The sequence below is a fragment of the Chitinophaga sp. CC14 genome, from assembly GCF_048957795.1.
Lineage (GTDB): Bacteria > Bacteroidota > Bacteroidia > Chitinophagales > Chitinophagaceae > Chitinophaga > Chitinophaga ginsengisegetis.
In genome coordinates, this window is the sequence record NZ_JARBFY010000001.1 from 1,209,798 (window position 1) to 1,232,622 (window position 22,825).

16 protein-coding genes are annotated in these 22,825 nt (G+C 43.9%); 4 read left to right on the plus strand and 12 right to left on the minus strand.

The window, feature by feature from the left end:
- Positions 1-10: 10 nt before the first annotated feature.
- The gene (locus tag PV783_RS05105; protein WP_079469795.1) at positions 11-499 is read left to right on the plus strand and encodes a YcxB family protein; all 489 of its coding nucleotides are present in this window, start codon (positions 11-13) and stop codon (positions 497-499) included.
- Positions 500-511: 12 nt separating this feature from the next.
- Here PV783_RS05105 and PV783_RS05110 read toward each other — a convergent pair whose 3' ends face one another.
- From PV783_RS05110 to prs, 5 genes are all read right to left on the minus strand, one after another.
- Entirely contained in the window at positions 512-1,228 is a 717-nt protein-coding gene (locus PV783_RS05110; RefSeq protein ID WP_420987310.1) for a DUF2490 domain-containing protein, read from the minus strand.
- Positions 1,229-1,338: 110 nt separating this feature from the next.
- On the minus strand, positions 1,339-2,829 hold the full coding sequence (locus PV783_RS05115; protein ID WP_079469793.1) for a SusD/RagB family nutrient-binding outer membrane lipoprotein: 1,491 nt from the start codon (positions 2,827-2,829) through the stop codon (positions 1,339-1,341).
- 11 nt (positions 2,830-2,840) lie between these two features.
- Positions 2,841-6,362 carry a SusC/RagA family TonB-linked outer membrane protein gene (locus PV783_RS05120; protein WP_420987311.1) on the minus strand — a complete coding sequence of 1,174 codons (3,522 nt, stop codon included), beginning with the start codon at positions 6,360-6,362 and terminating at the stop codon, positions 2,841-2,843.
- Between the two features lie 133 nt (positions 6,363-6,495).
- Positions 6,496-6,894 carry a GNAT family N-acetyltransferase gene (locus PV783_RS05125; RefSeq protein ID WP_235015920.1) on the minus strand — a complete coding sequence of 133 codons (399 nt, stop codon included), beginning with the start codon at positions 6,892-6,894 and terminating at the stop codon, positions 6,496-6,498.
- Positions 6,895-7,051: 157 nt separating this feature from the next.
- Complete coding sequence (gene prs / locus PV783_RS05130; RefSeq protein WP_079469790.1) at positions 7,052-7,984, minus strand: ribose-phosphate diphosphokinase; 933 nt, start codon at positions 7,982-7,984, stop codon at positions 7,052-7,054.
- A gap of 252 nt (positions 7,985-8,236) precedes the next feature.
- Here prs and PV783_RS05135 point away from each other — a divergent pair, with 252 nt between their 5' ends.
- A complete protein-coding gene (locus tag PV783_RS05135) occupies positions 8,237-8,878 on the plus strand; it encodes a carboxypeptidase-like regulatory domain-containing protein (RefSeq protein ID WP_420987808.1) in 642 nt (213 codons plus the stop codon).
- Positions 8,879-8,982: 104 nt separating this feature from the next.
- On the opposite strand, the gene PV783_RS05140 is transcribed toward PV783_RS05135, so the two are convergent.
- The 4 genes from PV783_RS05140 to PV783_RS05155 form a co-directional block, all read right to left on the minus strand.
- A complete protein-coding gene (locus tag PV783_RS05140) occupies positions 8,983-10,050 on the minus strand; it encodes a hypothetical protein (protein WP_420987312.1) in 1,068 nt (355 codons plus the stop codon).
- A 71-nt stretch (positions 10,051-10,121) separates the two neighbouring features.
- Positions 10,122-13,982, minus strand: coding sequence for a PAAR-like protein (locus tag PV783_RS05145; protein ID WP_420987313.1), 3,861 nt, complete (start codon positions 13,980-13,982; stop codon positions 10,122-10,124).
- Between the two features lie 15 nt (positions 13,983-13,997).
- Entirely contained in the window at positions 13,998-14,183 is a 186-nt protein-coding gene (locus tag PV783_RS05150) for a hypothetical protein (protein ID WP_420987314.1), read from the minus strand.
- 11 nt (positions 14,184-14,194) lie between these two features.
- Positions 14,195-15,847, minus strand: coding sequence for a type VI secretion system Vgr family protein (locus PV783_RS05155; protein WP_420987809.1), 1,653 nt, complete (start codon positions 15,845-15,847; stop codon positions 14,195-14,197).
- A 635-nt stretch (positions 15,848-16,482) separates the two neighbouring features.
- Here PV783_RS05155 and PV783_RS05160 point away from each other — a divergent pair.
- A complete protein-coding gene (locus tag PV783_RS05160) occupies positions 16,483-17,127 on the plus strand; it encodes a hypothetical protein (protein WP_420987315.1) in 645 nt (214 codons plus the stop codon).
- A 16-nt stretch (positions 17,128-17,143) separates the two neighbouring features.
- Positions 17,144-17,368 carry a hypothetical protein gene (locus PV783_RS05165; RefSeq protein WP_079469784.1) on the plus strand — a complete coding sequence of 75 codons (225 nt, stop codon included), beginning with the start codon at positions 17,144-17,146 and terminating at the stop codon, positions 17,366-17,368.
- 78 nt (positions 17,369-17,446) lie between these two features.
- Here PV783_RS05165 and PV783_RS05170 read toward each other — a convergent pair whose 3' ends face one another.
- The 3 genes from PV783_RS05170 to PV783_RS05180 all read right to left on the minus strand — a co-directional run bounded on the left by PV783_RS05170 (position 17,447) and on the right by PV783_RS05180 (position 22,757).
- Entirely contained in the window at positions 17,447-18,037 is a 591-nt protein-coding gene (locus PV783_RS05170) for a family 16 glycoside hydrolase (RefSeq protein WP_420987316.1), read from the minus strand.
- A gap of 220 nt (positions 18,038-18,257) precedes the next feature.
- Positions 18,258-19,610 (minus strand): TolC family protein, encoded by a 1,353-nt coding sequence (locus PV783_RS05175; RefSeq protein WP_420987317.1) that lies wholly within the window; start codon positions 19,608-19,610, stop codon positions 18,258-18,260.
- Positions 19,611-19,625: 15 nt separating this feature from the next.
- Positions 19,626-22,757 (minus strand): efflux RND transporter permease subunit, encoded by a 3,132-nt coding sequence (locus tag PV783_RS05180; RefSeq protein ID WP_420987318.1) that lies wholly within the window; start codon positions 22,755-22,757, stop codon positions 19,626-19,628.
- Between the last annotated feature and the right edge of the window lie 68 nt (positions 22,758-22,825).

Here is a 22,825-nt window from a genome sequence, read left to right on the forward strand (position 1 = left end):
CCAGGCGATAATGCATTTAGAGTTTAACTACGATAAAGGGGATGTGTTGCATGCATTGCGCTATCATTTTATGCGAAGAGGCGAGATTAAAGTCTTCCGCAATACCCTTATCATCTTATTACTTGCTACTTTAACGGGTTATTTTTTCAGCGTGGTTACCACTGGTGCACTCACTGGTATTGTTATCATGATACTGGTGCTTGGCTGGGTATTCTGGTACCTGTTACCCGTTTCCATTTATAATAAGGCAGCTACTTTTAAAGACAGTATACATCTGAAGTATTCTGATGAAGGGTTATTGATTACCACCCGCGGGAGTGACCATCCGCGGAATATCAGCTGGAGTAATTTTTCCCGGGTAGTGGAAACTGAAAAATTCTTCTTCCTCTATCGTGATAAGAAAACCTTCTTTCTCATTCCTACCAGCGCTTTCCAGACAGAGGAAGCCTACCGCAATTTCGCGGGAATACTTAAATCGAAATTTAGTAATTACCAGTAATGGTTTGCAGCGTTACAGGTTGATGTTCTGAAATACGCTGAAATGCAGGATGTGGTTCATGGTTTTAGCGCCCGAGGTAACCTGGATCAGCTGGTTCATGTAGCCTATATCTGCTTTGAGGTTGGCATTGAACTGATATCCAAAGGCCACCAGGAAGCGGTTCTGATCGAACAGCAGGTTGCTGATATCATTTCCCCAGAGATTTAAAAAGATTTCGTCCTGTAAGGCCACATAGAATGGTGTGGCTGCTTTTTTATGACGGACAGGTAGCTGTGTGCGGTTGAAATAGCGGGCGCGGTTGCCATATTTCCAGTTGCCGATAGCGTGTGGATCCCCTGGTGCAGAAGGTTGTGATACCCAGCGTTGCTCCAACCGGACGCGATGCGTCATATCCAGTTTTTTTGCTTTATGGATATATTGTTCAAAGATGCGTTGTTCGGGTAGCCATGTATTGCTGATAGCATTATAGGTTGGCACATAGGCGTATCCCAATAAAATATGATCCTGTTTGTTAATAGAATATTGCAGACCGCCACGCATGAGCAGTTGACCTTTGTTACTGATACCATCCCTGATACGTAACTGCACATCAAACGGAACCGCCCATTTGCTGTTAATTTTCATGGTGCCGAAATAGGTATACCAATTCTGGTAGGCATGTGTCACATCCTGTGCCGATACAAAACGGGCAATAGCCATCAGGGCTACTGTTAGCAGTACTTTCCTCATAATCGCTGAATATAGGTGGGGCTAAAGATAAATAAATAGGGATAAAAAAAGAAAGCGCCTGCAGATGCAGGCGCCGGTAGATTGTTGTTTAGCTATAGTTGATTGTTGTATCAGAATTTGTTATACCACAGTTTGGTGCCTTTCTTATCGCCACCGATGTCGGAAGCTGCTTTTTCATAGCTGGCTTTATTCTGTGTTTGTTCGGATTGCAGATAAGTTAACCGGTAAGGCACCATTGTTACGCTTGGGTCCAGAGAACCTGATACCGGAGCAATGAATAATGGTTGTCCGCCGGGTTTGCTGAAATGCAACCTGGTTCTTTCAAACCATGCCTGGAAGCCTTGTGGATAAAGTGCCAGCCATTTTTGTGTACCAATCACATTTCTCCAGTCGGCTGCCACGTAAGGTACCTTTGCTATATATGCCTGAATGGTGGCGTCGGTAATATCTGAATTGTTGGTAAGCGTGCGCCAGTAGTTAATGGAAGCGGTGATGCCTTTTGCGTAATGTGTAGCAGCATCGTCGCCTACACTCATCCCCCTGGCCGCGGCTTCAGCGAGGATAAACTCCACTTCGGCGTAGCCCATCAGGATACCTGGCATTGTTGCGCTATAGATCTGTGTGCCCGGAAACGAGTAGTTGTCTATAGGAAGCCTGTCCGGATTTGAAGCGGATGAGCCATATGGCATACCTAAAATAGTATCGCTAATAGTGGATGGACGGGCATAGATGCTGAGACGTGGATCATTTACACTTTTCATGTAGTCTACCAGGGTAGCGCTTACGGAGAAATCGATGATAGCGCGCTCAGACTCGTTATATGGAAACTTATTGGGTGCCGTACTGAGATATTCGAACTCTGCATTTTCCCCGTTGTCGCTAATGGCATCCTTGTAATGCGCCTCAATGATTTGTTTGGCTTTTTGCGGGTTGGCATCTACCATACGAATGGCCAATCTGAGCATCAGTGAATTTGCCAGTTTTTTCCATTTTTCCACATCTCCGTTATAAATAATATCCCCGGTTTCAAAGCTTACCTGTGCTGTATCCAGCACATTTATTTGTGCCTGCAGTGTATCGAGCAGGGAGTTATAAATGGTTTGGGCATCATCATACTGGGGGGTAATATTACTACTACCCTGGAAGGTTTTTGTGTATGGAATATTTCCATAGGTATCTGCCAGAATCTGGTAGATCCATGCGCTGGTAATTTTGGCGATGGCACTCTGGTTAGTTGCACCAGGCAGTCCCGGGTTAGCAGTGTTTTGTTTAACCAGGTCGTCGAGATTATGCAATGAGATACGATATAATGTATTCCAGAAAGCGGCATTATTACCTTCATCAAGATTGAACTGGCTATCATTTGTTCTGGAGTTTCCAGTCCAGAACTGTGCATAGTTCATAGCGATGAAGCCGTTTTGTAATCCGCTGTAAAGCATGTCCATCGTGCTTTTCTGGGCGCCTGTAAGCAGGTTTGCCGGTGAAGCGGTAGTTGGTCTGGTTGGATCAGTGTTCATATCATCCAACTTTTTACAGCTGGTAACTGCCAGTGAAGCCAACAAGAACAGGATGCTGCTATATTTAAAAATCTTTTTAGTCATCTTCACAAAATTTAGAATGATACATTCAGGTTTAATCCATAAGACCGGAGTGATGGCAGCGCACCACCTTCAATTCCCTGCACATTGGAAGCGGAATTGAGGATATTGGATGGATCTACATTCGGCGCGTTGGATTTGATCAGCCACAGATTACGGCCATAGAGAGACAGGCGGGCCGCCTGGGCTCCTATCTTCTTATACCATGATTCCGGCAGGTTATAACCAATTTTGGCTTCTCTCAGGTAGACGTAGCTGGCATCATACAGGTTAGCTTTACTGATCACATTTCCACCGTTGTAGTTGAAGTGATCCTGTGCGCTGATTTTTGTGGTATTGGCATGACCATCTGCAGTAACACCAGGAACGATGATACCATTTTCACGAATGCCATTTTCTACGGTAGTTTCCAGCAGACCGGATTTGTTTCCGTACAGGTTAGTGTAGGAGAAGAAATCGCCGCCGTGTTGAAAGTCAACCAGTGCCGACAGATAAATACCTTTATAAGAGAAGGTGTTGGTAACACCGCCTACATAGTCGGGATAGGCGTTACCGATAGGTTTGATTTCGCTGGGTACATAACGTCCGAGCGCATCTACAACTTTCTGGCCGTTAAGATAAGTATAGTCAGTACCACGAATGGTTCCCAGTGGTTCTCCTACCTGACCTACTACGGATACCTTCTGCGTACGGCGGTCGGTGCCGATAGTCAGGAAGTCCAGCGAGGTGTTATACTGTGCAATATCCAGGTTCAGTACCTTGTTCCGGTTGCGGGCAATGTTGGCACTGATATCCCAGCGGAAGCCATTTTTCAGACGGATGGGGTTCAGGTTCAGACCTATTTCAATACCTTTATTTTCCACACTACCACCGTTTACGTAGGCACCGGTAAAGCCGGTTGCTGTGGGCAATGCCAGCGTAATGATCTGATCCTTGGTAACGCGTCTGTAGTAGGTGAAATCAACACCGATACGATTGTCCAGGAATTTTAATTCCACGCCTGTTTCCACTTCTGTAGTACGTTCCGGCTTCAGGTCTTCATTGTATAATGTTGGAGAGAACTGAATAACCGGGTTGCTGCCGAAAGGAGGAATGAAGTCGTATGTGTTATAGATCCGGTATGGATCTGCATCATTACCTACTGCGGCGAGGCTACCTCTTAATTTACCAAATGACAGCCATTTCCATTCTTTCAGCAGGTCTGAGAAAACAAAAGAAAGGGAAGCAGATGGATAGAAGTATTGGTTATTGCCTTTTACCAGTGTAGAGGACCAGTCGCTGCGACCAGTGAGGTCGAGGAACAGCAGGTTTTTGTAGCCCAGGTTGGCAGTAGCAAAAACGGAGTTGATCTGTTTTTCGTAGTACTGATCTATGGCCTGTGCCGGTTGTGCGGAGTTGAGCAGGTTGTATACATCTTTAGTAATCAATCCGCCTACGGTGCTTCCACCGGTAACGGTCCATTTACGATGCATCACGTTTCCACCCACTGTTGCATTCAGCTGGAAATCTGTACCGAAATCTTTTTTGATATCTGCTGTTAACTGGTAGTTCATTTCGCGGTTGCTTCTCACGCGTTTGATATATCCGCCTATCGCATAATCTTTTGCTGTTCTTTCTTCTTCAAGTGTGCTATAATCATCCATAAACACGCGGCCGGAGAAGGAGAGCCATTTGGTGGCGTCTATATCCAGTCCTGCAGATCCAAAGAGCCTGTTGCGGCTATCTGTTTCATAATCCATATAACGGTTCCAGTATGGTCCGTTGCTGGAGGAGATATTTGGATTGTCCCATGCCCGGCGGTTCCAGGTAATTTGGGAGCCATCATCGTATTTATACCTTTTCTCCTTTTCTATATCCAGCTGACGCTGACCATACATGGTAAACTGCAATGTAGGATTGGGGCCGGTAAAGCCGGTACCCGGACGGCCTTTTACCTTTAAGGAGGTGTAGTTCATGGAAGCTACAGCCCTTACTCCCTTTGTTAATTCATAGCTACCGTTGAAAGAGAGATTATTTCTTTTGTTGGTGGCATTGGGGAGCACAAAGGTTTGATCCATGTTTCCATATGACAAGCGGAAGCTTCCTTTATCGTCGCTGCCTGCCATTGAAATATTGTTGGTGAGTGTAAAACCTGTTTTATAAAAGTCTTTTACGTTATTTGGATGTGGTGACCAGGTATCGGTTTGACCGAAGTATGGATTGTTTTTTTCTTTATCCCATGACCAGTAAGGGCGAACGATCTGGCCGTTCAGTTTTGGGCCCCATGATTCATCCACTGCGTATTGCGGCATGAGGTCGTAGCGTCCTTTGCCATTGTTATCATCGTAAGTAGCTGCCTGTTCATTCAGGAAGCCTTCCGGATGCTCGTTGTAATACAGGGTATCAAATTTTCCTGCACTACCGCCGCCGTATGTGTTCTGGTAATTGGGTAGTACAGCTACCTGGTCTATCTGGGCATTAAGACTATAAGTAACGCCGATTCCTCTTTCTGTATCCGGGCGTTTTTTGGTAGTTATCTGAAGAACGCCGTTAGCACCGCGGCTTCCGTAGAGGGCAGTTGCGGCTGCACCTTTCAGGACGGAAATATTTTCGATGTCTTCCGGGTTGATATCCTGCATGGGGCTACCGTAGTCGTAACCACCACCGCCGTTTTGCTGACCGGGATCGTTTGTTACGTTGTTTATCATGGGTACACCATCCAGCACAAAGAAGGCATTGTTATCACCCAGGATTGATTTTACACCACGGATGGTGATTTTGCTGGCGCCGCCCATGGATCCTGTGTTTGAGCTGATTTGCACACCGGGAACTTTTCCTGTGAGGGCGTTTACAAAGTTTACTTCTTTTGCTTCCTGTACAGCATTGCCGCTTACTTCCTGTATGGCGTAGCCTACAGAGCGGGGATTCTTTTTAATGCCGAGCGCTGTAACAACTACTTCTCCCAATACTTTTTTAGTAGCACTGGAGGGAACCAGTGTAACATTGAGTTCACCTCTTTTTTCTACCGGGATAGACTGTTCACCGAAGGTAGGAGCTGTGACGAGTATGGTATCACGTATGGCTGCTTTGATGGTGTATTCACCAGTTGGGTCTGCCTGTGCATTTAGTTTAGATGTTTTGTTCCGGATGATGGCGCCGGGGATAGGAGTTCCTTTATCATCTTTCACTGATCCTGTAAGCTGGAATTTTCCTACTTCACTTTTTGCAGTAGCAGAATCCGGAGGAAGGATGAGTGCGGTATCCTCTTTAGGTTTAGCTACAGCGGTTTTGGTAGTATCAGTTACCGGTTTGGAAGTATCCTGTTTGGGTTTAACAGTGGAATCGGTGGCGGGCTTGATAACTACAGGAACCGTGGTATCCTGTTTAGGTTTAACACTGGTATCAGCAGCAGCGGGTTTAATCACTACCGGAACAGTGGTATCAGCTTGCAGCTGTTTTGCTGTGAGATACCCTTCGGGTTTTGCGTATGCGCTGCTGGAGGTATAGCAGAAAAAGGCATAGCACAGCCCCGACCAGGCTAGTACATGGCTTCTCATCGTATTATGAAAGATTTGGTTACAAAATTTTTTGACAGGATTCCTATGCTGTCTATTGTTATATTGGTTATCCATCAATATAACAATACAATCAAAACGCCTTCTACAATGGGTTGCAGAAGCAAAAAAATAATTAATTCAGGTTTTTCCTCATTTCGTAGTGCGGAATGCCCACCTCTGTAAATTCTTCTCCACAGATTTTATATCCCAGTTTCTGATAGAATCCAGTGGCTTCTTTCCGGGCGTGCATGGTTAATTCATCAAAGCCGTTGCTACGTGCGTATTGTTCTGCGAATATTACAATTTCTCTGCCGATACCTTTTCCCTGCAAATTGGGTGATACCGCCATTTGTCTTAACTGTACCGTGTTTTCACTGACAGGAGTAAGAATACAACAACCGGCGAGTATTTCGCGATCATCCTTTTGTGTAAAGCCAGCAATGAAGATATCATTGATTTCTTTCTGTAATTGTTCGGCTGAAAATGTGAGCCCCAGCGGCTTTCGAAGCACCTCGTTACGAAGGTCTGTCATAGTGTGGTAGTCACAACTACCGTATTCGATTATACGAAAATCAAGCATAATTATTTATCAGATTTGCAGATGGCCTGTTCTGCCATTTCGATTTGCAGGAATTACCGCTACATGGTTCACAAGTGTCTGGGTGACAAATAGCCTGCCAACAGGATGATCAGGAGTGTTGCGACTGGAAATAATTGACGATCAGCTGATCGACTGATTTTACGAGCAACATATCGTCGTTGATGGTGATGGCATTGGGATGGGTATCGGTGCAGACTACCTTTTTAATGAGCCCGGATTGTTTGATTTTTTCGAAACCATTTCCCGCAAAGATGCCGTGGGTGGTGATAACGAAGATATTTGCGGCACCTGCATCACGATAAGATTGTGCAGCGTGGATAAGAGATCCACCGGTGCGGATCATATCATCATAGATGATCACTGTTTTGTCTTTTACGTCAGCACTGATAGCGGTAATGGCGGTTTCATCGCCGGAGAGGCGGCGTTTGAAGGCGAAAGCCGCCGGTACATGCAGGTCGTTGGCGAGGGATTCTACCCACTTAGCCCTGCCGGCATCTGTGCTGGCCAGTACAAAAGGCTTTCCGGCCGCGAGTTCCATCGCGGTATTCATAACAAATTCCTTGGCATATAAGTGTACCGGGCGAACGTCGTTTTCAAAATACCAGGTAATGCCATCCACATGCAGGTCAATCATCACGATCCTGTTGCCACGGGAGGTATTGGGTAAAGATGAAAACAATACAGCCCGTGTTTTAGCCTTTACAATTTCGCCATATTTCACGGCGCGTTCCATCGTAGAATATCCGAAGAAAGGGATGATGATAGTCAGGGAGTAAGCTCCGAGCTGGATACAGCCACTGGCCAGATCATATAATTCCAGTGTTTCTTTATCGTCGATGGTGCCGCCGAGCAAAATCACTTCTTTGTTGCTGACATTACTCAAAATGCGGTGATAATGTTCCCCATCGGGAAAATCACGTATGTCTAATTCCCCATTTTCCCAGGTGGAGCCTGTAATTGCCAGGATCCGGTCTTTTAGATACTGATAATGTTGGGTAGCAAAGATGATTTTCTGTGGCATGACTTTTACAAGATAAATGACTGATAACCGTAAAAATAAGTAATTAGGGGGATATTTATAATGTTGATAATTAATAATTTTGCCGTTGAGCACTTACATTTCCCCTGTTTTTTAACTTTTCATTTGCGGGTGGAACATTAAATTTGAAGGATTAGTATATTCATGATTCGTATTACAGCATATATCGGAGCACTGTTTTTTTTCTTTTTCATTGGCATACAAGGAACCTTCGCACAGGTGCGTTTGTCCGGTATGGTGGCGGATCAGGATTCCAAAACGGGATTACCTTTTGTTTCTATTGTTAACAAGAGGACCATGACGGGCACATTAAGTAATGAAAGTGGCCGTTTTTATATTGAAGCCATGCCGGGGGATACCCTTGAATTTTCCATGTTGAGCTATACGCCGAAAATGATGCTTGTTCCGGGAATGTCATCTTCCCAGGACGTGTATATGCAGAAGCGGTTATTTGAACTGCAGGGTGTAAATATACGTGGTAAGAACTACCGCAACGACTCTATGGCGCTGCGGGATGAGTATGGGCGCTACTTTGACTACCGTAAGCCGGGTGCTATGGATGTACTTAAAACCTTACCGGCAAACCCTATTACGGCTTTAAGTTATCTAGTGCCGAGTAAAGTGCGTAAAAGAAAAGAACAGTTTCATGAACAGCTGCTTTACTGGGAGAAAGAAAAATTCATTGATTATCGCTACTCTCCTGAGCTTGTAGGAAGAATGACTAAGCTACAGAGTCCGGAACTGGATTCGTTTATGTATAAATACAGACCGGGATACCAGTTTTTAAATTCAGCTTCCGATTATGATCTGTTACTTTATATAAAACAATCGTTTGAAGAGTATCAGAAACAGAAGATAGAAAAGAAAGAACCTTAAATGATAGCTACGCCGGGGATAATTCCCCGGCGTAGTAGTTATATCCCCGGTTATTATCTCTCATAAACCATTATGTTATACCGGACGGAGTGGAAGTAATGTATTTAATCAGCCGGTTCCAGTTCCTGCTTTAACGCAGGCAATGAAAAATAGAGATGCTGTTTGAGAAAATCAGCCAGCCCCTTATCCTCGTTAAGTATATTTTCCAGCACCGTTGAAACCGGCCACATCCCGGGATTTTGAGGAGCAAGCCTGTGATGAAGCGGTTCATAGATATTGGCGATATAAGCCGCAATTTTTCTTTTTTCATCCAGCGAAAATATTTCGAAGGGATTATTGGCGAAGATGTTGTTGCTGCTATTGTCGTATAAAGAATAGGCGTATTGCGCCAGCGCCTGAAGCAATGTATTATCATTTGCGTGGGTATGATCCGAAACCCATTGTAGTAGTTCCTGCTTTATTTCTAATACGCCTTCTGCGTTTTTTACAAAGATGATCTCTCCCACTGTTGGCATATGATTGTTATCAAGATCGAGGTAGTCGTTCATTGCCAGCGTGTTTATTTTTTCTTCTTTGGTATAGCCAAATGATTTGACCAGCGTTTTGAGGAAGAGTGTATCTTCAGCGAGAAGGTAAGCGAGATCTGATTGGCTATTGTTGAAGAGGTATTTGTTGCGCGCGATTAGAGGAGGATTGATTTCTATTTTATAATGATTGCTATCCGTGAATTCAACAAAATCTCCAATTAAGGGTACATAGGTAATAAACTTATATTCTTTGGAAACGAAAACATTCTCTATTGTATAGTCAAACTCATTCTCATTTGTGGATGTTGAGTCAACGAAAATGGTATTGAACTTCGTTCTCAGTTTTACTTTATGATTATTTCCGTGAAATATATTTCCGAATATTGTTTTTATCTTCTCCTCAAATACAGGTTGTTCCAGTTGAATGAACCCTTTTTCTTTTAATCCCTCAGCGATAATAGGTAAAGCTACCTCTACATCGTGTATTGTGTAATTGTAGATAGGGTAGCTATTATCCTCTGATGCTTCTATACGGGATTGCAAATGCATCTGTTTTTTTATTTCCCCTATATTCATATCATATACTTTTCCTGTGGGAAGAATACTGTCTTTTATCGGCGGAGTTGATGCAGCTTTGTTTTGCATTTGACAGCTTGTTAAGTATGCCATAATAGTTATTGACAGTATGAATGTGTTTCTCATATAAATTGTGTTGATTATCGGAGACCTATGTGAAAATGATTTTTGTGAATATCTGTAGACATGCCTGTGGTATTTTTAATTCCTGTCTTATACGCGTAATTCTTTTTAAACCCCCATCTCCCGGCTATTTTAAGTATGTTCTCCAACACTTTCAAAAACTCTCTTTCACTACCATATGCCTGCTTTGCCTCCGTCCACAATACCGCTCCTTTCCTGTTTGAACTCCCGGGATACCTGATGTCAATATCATTACCATTTATATGCCCCATATGGCCTATATTCCTTTTATCCCCGGCTGAGATATCATTAAAATAAAGCTTGTCCTTATAGCCATTTCCCGGTAATGAATAGAAAAAACCAAATAAAGCTGCGGCGATATCAGGCGCTATATAATTATCATCACCCCCGTCCCTGGCGCCGTATCTTCCCCAGTTGGGGCCAGTTTCAGGGAATGGCAGCAGGCCACTTCGATTTTTGTGCAACAGGAATGTTTTAATAAGTGTACCGGCGTTGTACAGGTCGTACTTATATTGATGGGAACTGACATTTTGTTCTACCAGTGTGTAACTGAAAGTATCTATTTTAACAATGTACCTGTTCAACGCACCTCCGGATATTTTCCTATGCCGGCAGTTGTTTACCCCGAATAAAACAGATGAATTTGTGTCAAAGAAATGCTTCTTTTCTGCATGAGAGCTTTTACCACTTGAAACTGCATCCAGTCCTACCACCTTACTTATTTTGGTGGTTACTTCTGTATTACCGTTAGCAGCGAGATGGAGTCCTTTCCACTTCCAGAAAGCCATTGAAGAGAGTACGGCTATTTTTATATCCGTAGCCACCAGGTCCGGATGGAGAAGGATATCAGCCTTTTCTTTCTGCGTAAAATTGTTTGCATAAGCATAAGCTGCCCGGCCGGTAAGCTGGATAAGTCCCCGTCCGCGGAACTTCCATCCATCTCCTTTTTGTATATTGCCTAACGTCTTCCCCTTTACGGAATCGGGGCCGTATACATAATCAGCAATATGTTGTTGGTTTTCCTTCGTTACACCGGGATGAGCCGGTTTTCTTACTTCTCTGCCCCATGCTTTCGCCTTTATTTTACCTGCTGCTGTTCTAAATGGTGGAAAGTTTTTACTTAGGTCTTCCCAATACCAGTTGAAGCTTTCTCCTTCTTTGATGTTCAGAGATCCGCCGCTTTCAATGGCTACCTGTGCAAAAAAGTGTGCCTTATTCCAACAGGTGTTCATCCCGGTTTGTTCCATAAAACTGTTGTAGGTGGCAGCTGCCGTCTGTAATGCGGGCATGGTTGCGTGGGTGAATATTTTAGCCAGTTGTTCAGTAGTAACCGTCTCATTACATGCCGGGCATTGGATATCAGGCTCATTTGTTGCCAGTTGCTCGCCCAGCACTACCGGGGCATTTTTCCTGGAGTGCCTGTTGAGCAGTTTGTCAAACCAGTTTGATAGTTTTATATGCTGATAGTAACTGATATTGTCCGGGTTCAGGATATTTTTATCTGCTATTTCATGTGGATAGAAGTACTTATCTGAAGGAGACTTTATCACTACATAGAAGCAGCGGAGAAAGCTATCTTCCAAGATGCTTCCAGCTTTCAGCCGGTTTGAATCTATTTCTGCGTTTGCTGTTCCATATTCATTTATATAAAGTTTACCGCTGAGGCAGTATTTATCTTTTGCCTGATACTTATTTTCCCATATCTCAAAAATTAGTTCTTCTCCTGTAAGATTGGTAGTTTGTACGCGCATGCTGAACTGTTGGCCGTACTTATAAACTTTATAAGCAGGATGATGCTGCTGGTCGTAAAAGTGTACAGCTACTACACGCCGTTTTATATTGAGTTCCAGGTACGTTCCTTTTTCCTGCATACGCTTATTGCTTTGCATTTGCGGTACCCAATATTGAGTTCCGTCGCAGGTAATCGTTTTCATATCAGCAAACCGGATGCAGTTGGTTGATATAGGTATTGCAAACAACAGGCGAAATGTATCCCATTCAAAACTGGTGTTAGTTAACAGTGGCTTCAGGCTTTTTGTGCTGATATCGAGTTGTACCTGCCCTTCGGCATTGAAAGTTACTATTCCAAGATCCTTTACATGATGAATACAATTCGCCGGATTTATCTGTAACAGATGAAGGGGTATGTTTTCGTTTGCCGCTTCCCGACTGCTGATAACTGCCCGCACTACCTCCCGCCAACCTGCGTACGATTTATAAATTAATTGTTCATCCGTAAAACACCAGCGGATAATCTTTGCTTTTACTGCATTTACCGGGAGCGTTTTTTGAGAATTACCCAAGCGCGCACTGATAATGAATCCGCCCTCCTGTGAAGCAAAGGCATCTGATACTGTATTGGAATGAGCTCCATAAGGATTCCAGAGAACAGGCCCATCCAATGTTTCATCATACTCCATTAGTGTTTGCGCAGAAAGGGTATAATACTTTCCGATAATCCAGTTCGTACTCCCATCCTGGACGAGTATCTTTAATATTTCATTATTTTTCACTTCAAAGTGCCAGGCGGCATGTTGATTACTAATACCCTCTTTTTCCGCAGTGCTCACAGATACTTCTATCGTATACTTTCCGGGAACAATAAGATGAATGTCGCCATTGACTGTGATGGCTGGCCCTGTGCCTATGGGACTGCCGTTTAGCAGCCATCGGATAGCCGTTACAGGTACAGGCGGTGGTATGGTACGCATCATTTCTGATACCTGAAAATGCATGTTTGTACGGGGCCTCACTACATGTACTGAGGCCCGGTTGATCACCGATATGGCACCGCTGTTTTGGGTTTGGATTTCTTTGCTGACTACCTGTGAATGTATCTCACCGTACATGGTGGCGGAAACAATATAAGTGGCAGAGGAATTGGTGGGTGTGAACCAGATTTTGTCACTATCAGATATGGCAATTGTGTTTTTACTATTATCGGTTACCCGCATAGACACCTGCGCTCTTTCTGCTTCAGTTGGAGGAGTTATCTTGTATACTGCTTCTGCACAAACCGGAACCCCACTCTGCAGACGGCCGGACTTATGAGACGTTCCATTAATAATGAATTCCTCTTTAAGTGTATTGTTATCCACATGTATATCTATGTAAGCGCTGCTATCTGTTTGCTCCTTTCCACAGGCCAGTACCCGGTAATTGCCGCTGGCACTAAATGAGAATGGCAACCGGGAACCGGATGATTCGAATGATGAAATGCTGCTGCTATAATCGTGATGATTGAATATTTTCCATTGTACCGCTGATTCGTCCGGAGAGCTACAATTATAGTAGCTTTCAACCTCAAATAATAAAGGCTCATTGATCCTGACGGGAACGTTACTCTCCTGCTCACTATTAAAATCCGCCGGAGGGTTGCGCGTCTCAATATGTAAAGTAATTGCACGTACGGCAGGAAATTCCCTGCGCTTCGGCCGGGTGGCAGCTAACGGATTTAGTGCCGGTATAGCATTAGATTGACTTTCAGAAGTACTGTGATGAGTAACGAAAGCTGTTTGTCCGTGATGGATAATGCAAACAGAGGAACTTCCTGATACAGCACAGACAGCGGTACTGTTTTCCGTTAGTATTTTTCCACCATTGGAAAGTGTAATGCCGGGCAATACGTTCCGCCATTGGGTAATATTCGGAATGCAGGGCTTGCGCGTTAGTGTGCATGCACCAAATGTACCGGGTATAAACGGGTTTCCTGTTTCGTTGGAGCCGGCAACTGGTTTGGAATTCCCGCTTGCATCATTCATGTATTCAGCGCCTGTGGAAACCTGTATTTTAGCGGGAGTACTTCCAAAACTACATTTGCATAAAGCTCCTTGTACTACAAAGTGTTGGTCTGCCATCTTTTTAATACAGTTTTATTTTTCAGGATTATGAATGACGGCGGCTTTATGAAATTTTATACCTTTCTGTTTGCCATTGATGACTACAGATTTACCGGAATGAAGAAACAGATCTCCGGAACTATGCCAGCGGATACTTTTCCCGGTTTCTATGTATTTTTTGCAGGTGATCAGCATGCATCCTGCGGAGTTATTACGCATGTGTTGGTGTTTTAGAATAATTTTGACTTCTCTGTACTTTTTATATTGACAGATTTTCCTGAACTGATCTGCATATTTTCTTTTGAGCTGTCGATGTTTATTTCTTCTGCATGCTTATCTATTTCCCGTGCTTGCACATTTATATTTTCCAGGGCTATTTTGGTGATATTGGTTGCTGTCAGGTGATAATCGTTCACCGTATATTGATAGAAACAGTTGCCGGCTTGTTGAAGTATGTCCATGCCGGCAGAGTGGTTGATGTTATTTCCGGCATTGATACTGACATTTTCAATAGCATTAATGCGGATATTTTTGGCGGTTATATTTATTTTTTCCGGTGCTGAAAGCGAAATGTTCTGGCTCCTGGTATCCATCATGATGGTATTGCCGCCTTTATCGGTGATGATAATATTTTCACCGCCATCTGTATCGTCGAGGCGAATCATGTGACCACTACGGGTTTTAATCGCTTTGATATTATTCATCGGATCTCCGAATCCGGGAGCTGCTTTCCCATTATAGGCGCAACCGGTAACGTAAGGTGCTTCTGGATTGCCGCCTTCGAAATCCACCCATACCTCTTCATTTATTTCAGGAATAAAATAGAATCCTTTGTTGGCTCCACCATGCGGCTGATGAAGCCTGATCCAGGGTGAGCTTCCTTGCTGCCAGCCAAATTTTACCCGGACACGCCCAAGTCCTTTGGGATCATGGTTATCGGTTACAATGGCGCTTTGGGCTTCGCAACGGGGAATGTTCTCCAGGTTCATAACCGGTGCCGTTATATCAGCAGGAATGCCTTCGAACGTATTGTAATAGTCGCCGTTTCCGTTGCAGTGGTGTTCCAGCATCGTGAGCACAAATTCACCATAATCTTCCCGGTTAGATAGATCCTCCTGTATACTAACTATATCTCCTATACGCAAACCGGTATTCCGGCTACTGCCTTTTATGGAAACCAGACCGGCTATTCGTCCTTTGTAAAAATGGCGTGTAAGTGCAGAAAGTTCTGCAGCAGCATTGCTGCCAAATACATATGGAACTTTATAACTGTTTTTATACGGATACAGTTTTTCGCTTAATGATTGTACTTGATGCGAGTGGTGGTTGATGTTGCTGAAAGCTATCTCACGACTGTCTTCTTCCAGGATCCTATGTAACCTGTACTCATACGCTTGAAACGTTTGATGGATGGGTATAATTTTGTATTCCAGCTGAAAATCGATCAGATCTTTCTGATGCACCAGATTCTCTCTTTGTGGACTATACTGACCAAAGAAAATTTGCTGCCCGTTATAAAAGAAGTGTTCTCCATAGCGTTGGGAAAGCCGGTGGAGAAAATCAAATCCTGTTTCTTTGTATTGTACAATATATTTCAGCGGTTGTGTAAAAGCGGGGTTCACCTGTGGAGGCAGGGCAAAGGGGTAACAATTTTTTATAACGGTGTTTACAATGGATGATAAGGCCAGCTGCTCATAAGATTGTATATGTGGACTACCGGAAAGTAGTATTGTGGGACTGTTGCCATGAAGTATACAACTACCTGCATTACCATTATTTTCTTTTCCTGCATTGATGCCGGTAATGATCCCGTTAAATAACAACGGGCTAAACATTTCATCCACTTCAACGGGCCGGATGCATATGCTGATTTCCTTTCCCAGTAATGATCTGCCCGCTGCAACAGCATTTGATCAATACTGAGATAGCCACTCGTATCCTATGCCTATCTCAAATTCATGATGTTGCCTCATGTATTGTTTCAGGTGTAAAAACTGAAACTGACTGAATTGTTGTTCGCCTATTGATATGGTTGTTGTGGTATACAGTGCCATGACTAAGTGAATTGAAAGAGTTGAGGATATGTTTTGGTGAGGAGTTAACTTGAAGTTATTAGCTGATAACAAACGTGAAAACTAAATTATGTAATTAATTTTAATTGATGAAAAAATAATTAAGATTCCTACCTAAAAATTATTTTTAGCATATCGTTTTTAATAGTTAAAATTTTATGTCATTGTGATATAACGCTTATCAATATTGTGTTTCATTGTATTTTTATTTTTGAGAGAAAATGAAAATATTTTTTTGACAGCGTTTTTTTACCTGAAAAAGAAATAAATTGTGGACTGATGTTTTCTTTTATGTTGTTAGCTGGTTTGTTATCCGGCGATACTTTCACAACAACAGGTGTTCCATCCGTAGTAAATGTATGTTGCAGGGAGCAGGATTAAGCTGATCTAATCATTCAGTGTAATCTTGTTCTATGATTTATTGTTCATGTTAATCTATCATGGAAATGATTCACGCAACACGACCCGGATTGGTGCTTGGTTTTCACGGTTGTGAAGAAAAAGTAAGAGACGCATTGGTAACAGGAAGTATTAGAATGAGTCCCAGCAGTAAACCATACGATTGGCTGGGAAGTGGATGCTATTTCTGGGAGAATAATTATGAACGCGCATACGACTACGCATGCAATCCTCCGGGAAATAAAGTGATCCGGTCGCCGGCGGTATTGGGAGCCGTGATTGATTTGAAATTCTGTCTTGATCTGCTGGATACAACTTGTTTGAGACTTTTGTATGATTCTTATAAAACACTATCTGAAGCAGCAGCGCAGAGTGGCAGAATGCTGCCGGTAAATAAATATGCAACGGGATCAAGGGATTTATTGCTAAGAAACCTGGATTGTGCAGTAATTGAAAATTTGCACGCTGATAGAGAAATGAAAAGCTTGCTGCCGTATGATTCTGTCAGAAGTGTTTTTGTAGAAGGGGATGAATTGTATCCTAACGCCGGGTTTAGGGATAAGAATCATATTCAGATTTGTATTCGTAATCCAAATTGCATCAAGGGATATTTTAATCCTGTAAGAGAAGTACAATGGCCGCATGCGTTTTTATTAAAAGATAATAATGCTGATTATATACAACAAATTTGAATTTTAAATTTGCTATATGACTGAGAAAGATTATTTAGAAATGAAACAGATCTTAAAGGAGCAGCGGGAGTTGGTAAGCCGGGACGCTGAAGCTGCCCGTGAACTGCTGATAAGACTTAATATCTTTCATCTTTGTATCCCCCGGGATGCTTATACAGAGATGGAAGTAGTATATCCCGTAGACACTTTTTCAGAAGGAATTTATGTGGAAACCAAGCTGCGCACTTTTCTATGTAACTGAGATGTAAGCCCTCAAATAAAAAGGCTTTAAGAACCCGCGTTCTCAAAGCCCTGACTTCTAACTTATCAATCAACAGTCTTAGTTTATTGTTAGATTCTTCCAGTCGCCGCCGGAGTTATTGCCAACCCAGTACCCTATCATCCCGGTTTTTTGCTTGCTGAGTAATGTAACTGTTAAGCATCTGTCGCCATTCAGATAGGCAGTTGCCTCCGTATCCGTTACTACTATTTTTACATGAAACCATTTGTTGGGATCTGTAGAGGGGTTTACCTCATGCTCATATTTTCCGGGATATTGTTCTCTTAGAAACGGCCAGTCGTTTGCAGGAAGTGAAATGTATTGCACAGCATGACTTCTCCTGCCGGCTTCCGGAACCTGGAAGTTAAAGGGCCTGAAATAAATGGCGTCATAAGTAGAATCGTTTACGCCGTGGAAAGCAATGCCTACAAAACTTTGCTGTAAAACATTTTTTCCTTTCACATCAAACTCAATAGTGCCATTGGCAAATTGTTTATTTTTAATCCAGGCTATTCCTGCGCCCGGCGCTTCATTCAAATGAATAACAGCGTCACCGCTTGCAGTGCGGTTTACCGCCTGTAATTCCTGTGCTGCGCATATGTGGGCGAAGCCGATAATACCACTTAAAGTGAGCATAACATAACGTAACATGTGTATCCTGTTTTATAATCCGCAAGAGATCTTTGCAAAACCATGCCGGATAGATTGACTTTGAGTGGTAGTATTTTTTATATTTTCTATTATTAAATATGTTCGTTAATGATACAAATGGTTGTTCATGCCCGTACAGTTGGTGATAGGATTAAAAAAAGAAGCGGATAAGCGGGATACATCTCCCTGACTTATCCGCTTCAGATATAAAAAAAGTAGATTATTGCAACAATGCGCCATTCAAACGGCCCAGTTCCGTTTCAGCGAGTTTGGTATTATAACGCGCTTGTATAAGCCGGTAATAGGAATCTTCCAGGCTTTGTTGCGCTATTTTTACTTCAAGGATAGTGGATACGCCCTGTTTGAAACGTTCTAACGCTACCATCGCATTTTCCCTCGCAAGATCGTTTGTTTCTTCTTCCAGCGATACCTGTTTTTTATAGTATTCGTAATCTTTGAATGCGTTGTTCAATGAGAGGTCTACCTGGGATTTTACGTTATCCAGTGTGATATTCTGGAAATCAAAGTCTATCCGCGCATTTTGCACCTGTCTTTTTACATTAAATCCATTGAAGATAGGAATAGCAGCAGTAAAGCCGTAGTTAAAAACCGCATTCCGGCTGAACCGCGGACTGAAAGCATTGGACGCTGCATTGGAGGTATTCCGGTTATAATTATATCCTGAATTGAAGGATATTACCGGGAAATAATCTGCTTTACGTTCCTTCACCGTGAGTGCAGAAACATTTACGTTCTGTTGCTGTACTTTAATAGCGGTATTGTTGTTGGCAATATTTTGTTGCAGCACCGCAAAAGAAAGACCACTGTTTAACGGAATAGAATCTACCACGTCGTAACCGGTAGCGCCGGCGGGAACTGCCATTAACTGATTAAGTAACGACTTGCTTTGCTCTATCAGCGTTTGCTGGCGGATATATAATGCCTTCTGCGCATTCAGGTCAACTTTTGATTGCAGGAGATCTGTTTTAGGCGCAAGCCCTGTACTGAATTTGGCGTCAGATAATTTTACCCGTTCTTCGGAGATGGACATCTGCTCTGCGAGGGCTTTCAACTGTTGCTTTTGTTGTACAATGTTATAGTATCCGCCGATGATAGTGGAGATAGAATTCTGCACCTGGTCTTTTATAGCCAGCTCGCCGAGGTCGCGGATAGATGCTATTTTATTGCGGGTGGCGAACATTTTTAAACCGTCAAACAATGTCCAGCTGAGGGTTACGTTGCCAGTGAGATTGTTGCCCTTAATGCCGCTGGTATCGCGTTTGGTGCCGTTCACAAACTCCTGTTTTGTGGCAGTACTATTCCAGGTAGTTCCTGCTGTGGCATTCAGACGGGGTACAAATGCAAAATTCGCATAGGCGTAGTCGTTAGCAGATAACTCTGCTGTATTTCTGGCTAAACGGATATCGAAGTTGTTTTTCAGCGCCACGTCTATCGCCTGTTCAAGGGTAAGTACCTGTTGCTGCGCTTTTAACGCACCTGCGCTTACCATTAAAAGGAGTAAGAAAAAACACTTCTTTATATTTTTCATCATAAATAGCATAATCGTGATCATTCAAATCTATTATAATCAGGCGTGTGCTGCTGCTACCTGTGCTTCCTCATCATTTTCCATTTCATCTTCCTCGTCGGTACTATTGTTTTTGCCTCTGCGCGACAGGAAAGTATACATCGCCGGAATTACAAATAAAGTTAACACCAGGGAGAAGATGATTCCACCCACAATAACGATCCCCAGCGGAATACGGCTGGTGGCGGCTGCTCCGAGCGACATCGCAATAGGTAACGCGCCCAGCGCCATGGCAAGACTCGTCATCAGGATAGGACGCAAACGCATCGACGACGCATGGATTACAGCGTCAGCTTTTGCCATCCCGGTATCACGCTGATGGTTGGCAAATTCCACGATCAGGATGCCATTCTTTGTTACCAATCCTATCAGCATAATTACACCGATCTGCGAAAAGATATTCCAGGTTTGATTAAATAACCATAACGACAATAATGCTCCTGCAAATGCCAGCGGCACCGTTAACATGATGATCAGCGGATCTACCCAGCTTTCAAATTGTGCGGCCAGTACCAGGTAAATGAGTACCAGTGCCAGTCCCAGCGCAAACATAGTATTGGAGCCACTTTCTGCATAGTCGCGGGAAGAGCCGGACAAAGCAGTGTTAAACGATTCATTCAGCACGGTTTCCTTTTGCAGTTTATTATAGATCCGGTACATTTCGTTGATGCCATCGCCGATAGTCCTGCCCGGCGCCAGTCCGGCAGATACGGTGGCGGATTTGTAACGGTTAAAGTGATAAATGATCGGCGGACTGGTTTCTTCTTCAATACTTACCACGTTATCAAGCTGGATGGCTTCACCGCGTGAGTTGCGTACATAAAGGTTTTGCAGATCCATCGGGTCGTCACGGTCGGCGCGGAACACCTGTCCCATTACCTGGTATTGTTTACCATTCCTGATAAAGTAACCATAACGAAGGTTACTCAATGCCAGCTGTAAGGTGGAGGAGATATCCTGTACCGAAACGCCGAGTTGTGTTGCTTTATCACGGTTGATATGTATGCGCAGTTCCGGTTTATTGAATTTCAGATCCACATCTGTTCCCTGGAATACGGGGCTGTTGCCTACTTCTTCCATAAACTTAGGCAATACCTTAGTAAGACTGTCGAAGTTGATATGCTCCAGCACAAAAGATACGGGTAACCCGGCGCGGCGGCCCACCTGGATCGTTTGGGATTCAATGGCAAATACTTTACCCTCCGGAAATTTGTTCATACTCCGGTTTACCATATTCACAATATCCTTCTGCGAGCGGGTACGATCGTGCGGATCTGTGAGCATTACATTGGCAAAGGCGGTGTTTACCGCACCGGAGCCACTGAAGCCGGGGGAGGTTACACTGAGGATGATCTTCTTTTCAGGAATGGAATCCATCATGAACTTGGTAAGCTTATCCACGTAATTGTCCATGTAGTCGAACGCGGTTCCTTCCGGTGTGGTAATAGACAGGCGGAAAGTGCTGCGGTCTTCCAGTGGCGCCAGTTCGGACTGAAGCGTTTTAAAGAGGAAGTAAATCATTACCAGGCAGCCGGTAATGATTAGCCCGGCTACCCAACGGAAACGCATAAACGATTCCAGTGAGCGTTTATAACCATCTTCCATCCACCGGAAGAAAGGTTCTGTTTTGGTATAGAACCAGGAGTGGGTATGTGTTTTACGTCCGAGTTTAACGTTTAGTACAGGCGTTAACGTGAGTGATACAAAGGCAGAGATGATTACTGCGCCGGCCACCACAATACCAAACTCACGGAACAGTTGTCCCACGAATCCCTGGAGGAAGATGATCGGTAGGAATACAAAGGCCAGTGTGATCGACGTAGCGATTACAGCGAAGAATATTTCTTCAGATCCTTCGCGGGCCGCCCTCATACGGGGTATCCCCTGTTCTATCTTCTTATAAATATTTTCCGTTACCACAATACCATCATCCACCACGAGGCCGGTGGCCAGTACAATAGCCAGCAGGGTGAGGATATTAATGGTAAAGCCGCAGGCGTACATAATAAAGAAGGCGCCGATTAAAGATACCGGGATGTCTATCAGCGGACGGAGTGCCATGAGCCAGTCGCGGAAGAACAGGTATACAATAATAATTACGAGTACCAGTGCTACTATCAGGGTTTCCTCTACTTCATCGATGGATTGTGTGATGAAGCGGGTATTATCCATTGCAATATTCACGGAGTAATCTTCCGGGATATCTTTTTTCAGTTGTTCAAATCTTTTATAGAACTCTTCTGCAATGGCTACGTAGTTGGAGCCGGGCTGCGGGATGAGGGCGAGTGCAATCATCGGGCTGCCTGATTCTTTCAGTACGGTTTCTTCATTTTCGGGACCCAGCACTGCCTGGCCGATGTCGCGGATACGTATTTCGCTGCCGTTTACATTTTTGATGATCAGGCCGTTGAAATCGTCTTCAGATACCAGCCGTCCGAAGGTACGCACGGTAAAGTCGGTGGCGTTACCGGCAATTTTACCGGAAGGAAGTTCCACGTTTTCGCGTAACAGGGCGGCCTGTACATCGCCGGGGGTAAGACTGTAAGACGATAACCTGGCGGGGTCCATCCAGATACGCATGGCGTATTTTTTTTCTCCCCATATCTGTATGGCGCTAACGCCGGGAATGGTTTGCAGTTTTTCCAGGAGTACGTTGGAGGCGTATTCCGTTACTTCCAGCTGGTTGCGGGTGTTGCTCTGCACCGTCATGGAAATGATGGGGTCGGAGTTGGCGTCCTGCTTGGATACAACGGGAGGGGCATCAATATCGGGTGGCAGCTGGCGCAATGCCTGTGATACTTTATCACGCACGTCGTTGGTAGCGCCTTCCAGGTCTTGCCCCAGTTCAAATTCCACGGTGATGTTGCTGCTTCCCTGGCTGCTGCTGGAGGAAATATTTTTGATCCCTGCAATACCATTGATTTGTTTTTCCAATGGTTCGGTGATCTGTGTTTCGATGATATCGGAGTTGGCGCCTGCGTAGGAGGTGCGCACGTTCACGATAGGCGGATCGATCGCCGGGAAATCCCTTACCCCCAGAAAAGTAAAGCCCACCAGGCCGAATATCACGATAATGATATTCATCACGATAGCAAATACCGGGCGTTTGAGAGATAATGAAGGTAAACTCATGATAATTATTTTCAGATTTTCCTGCCGGGTTTCCTGTTGGCAGTGGTGCTGCCGGGAACGGTGCCGTT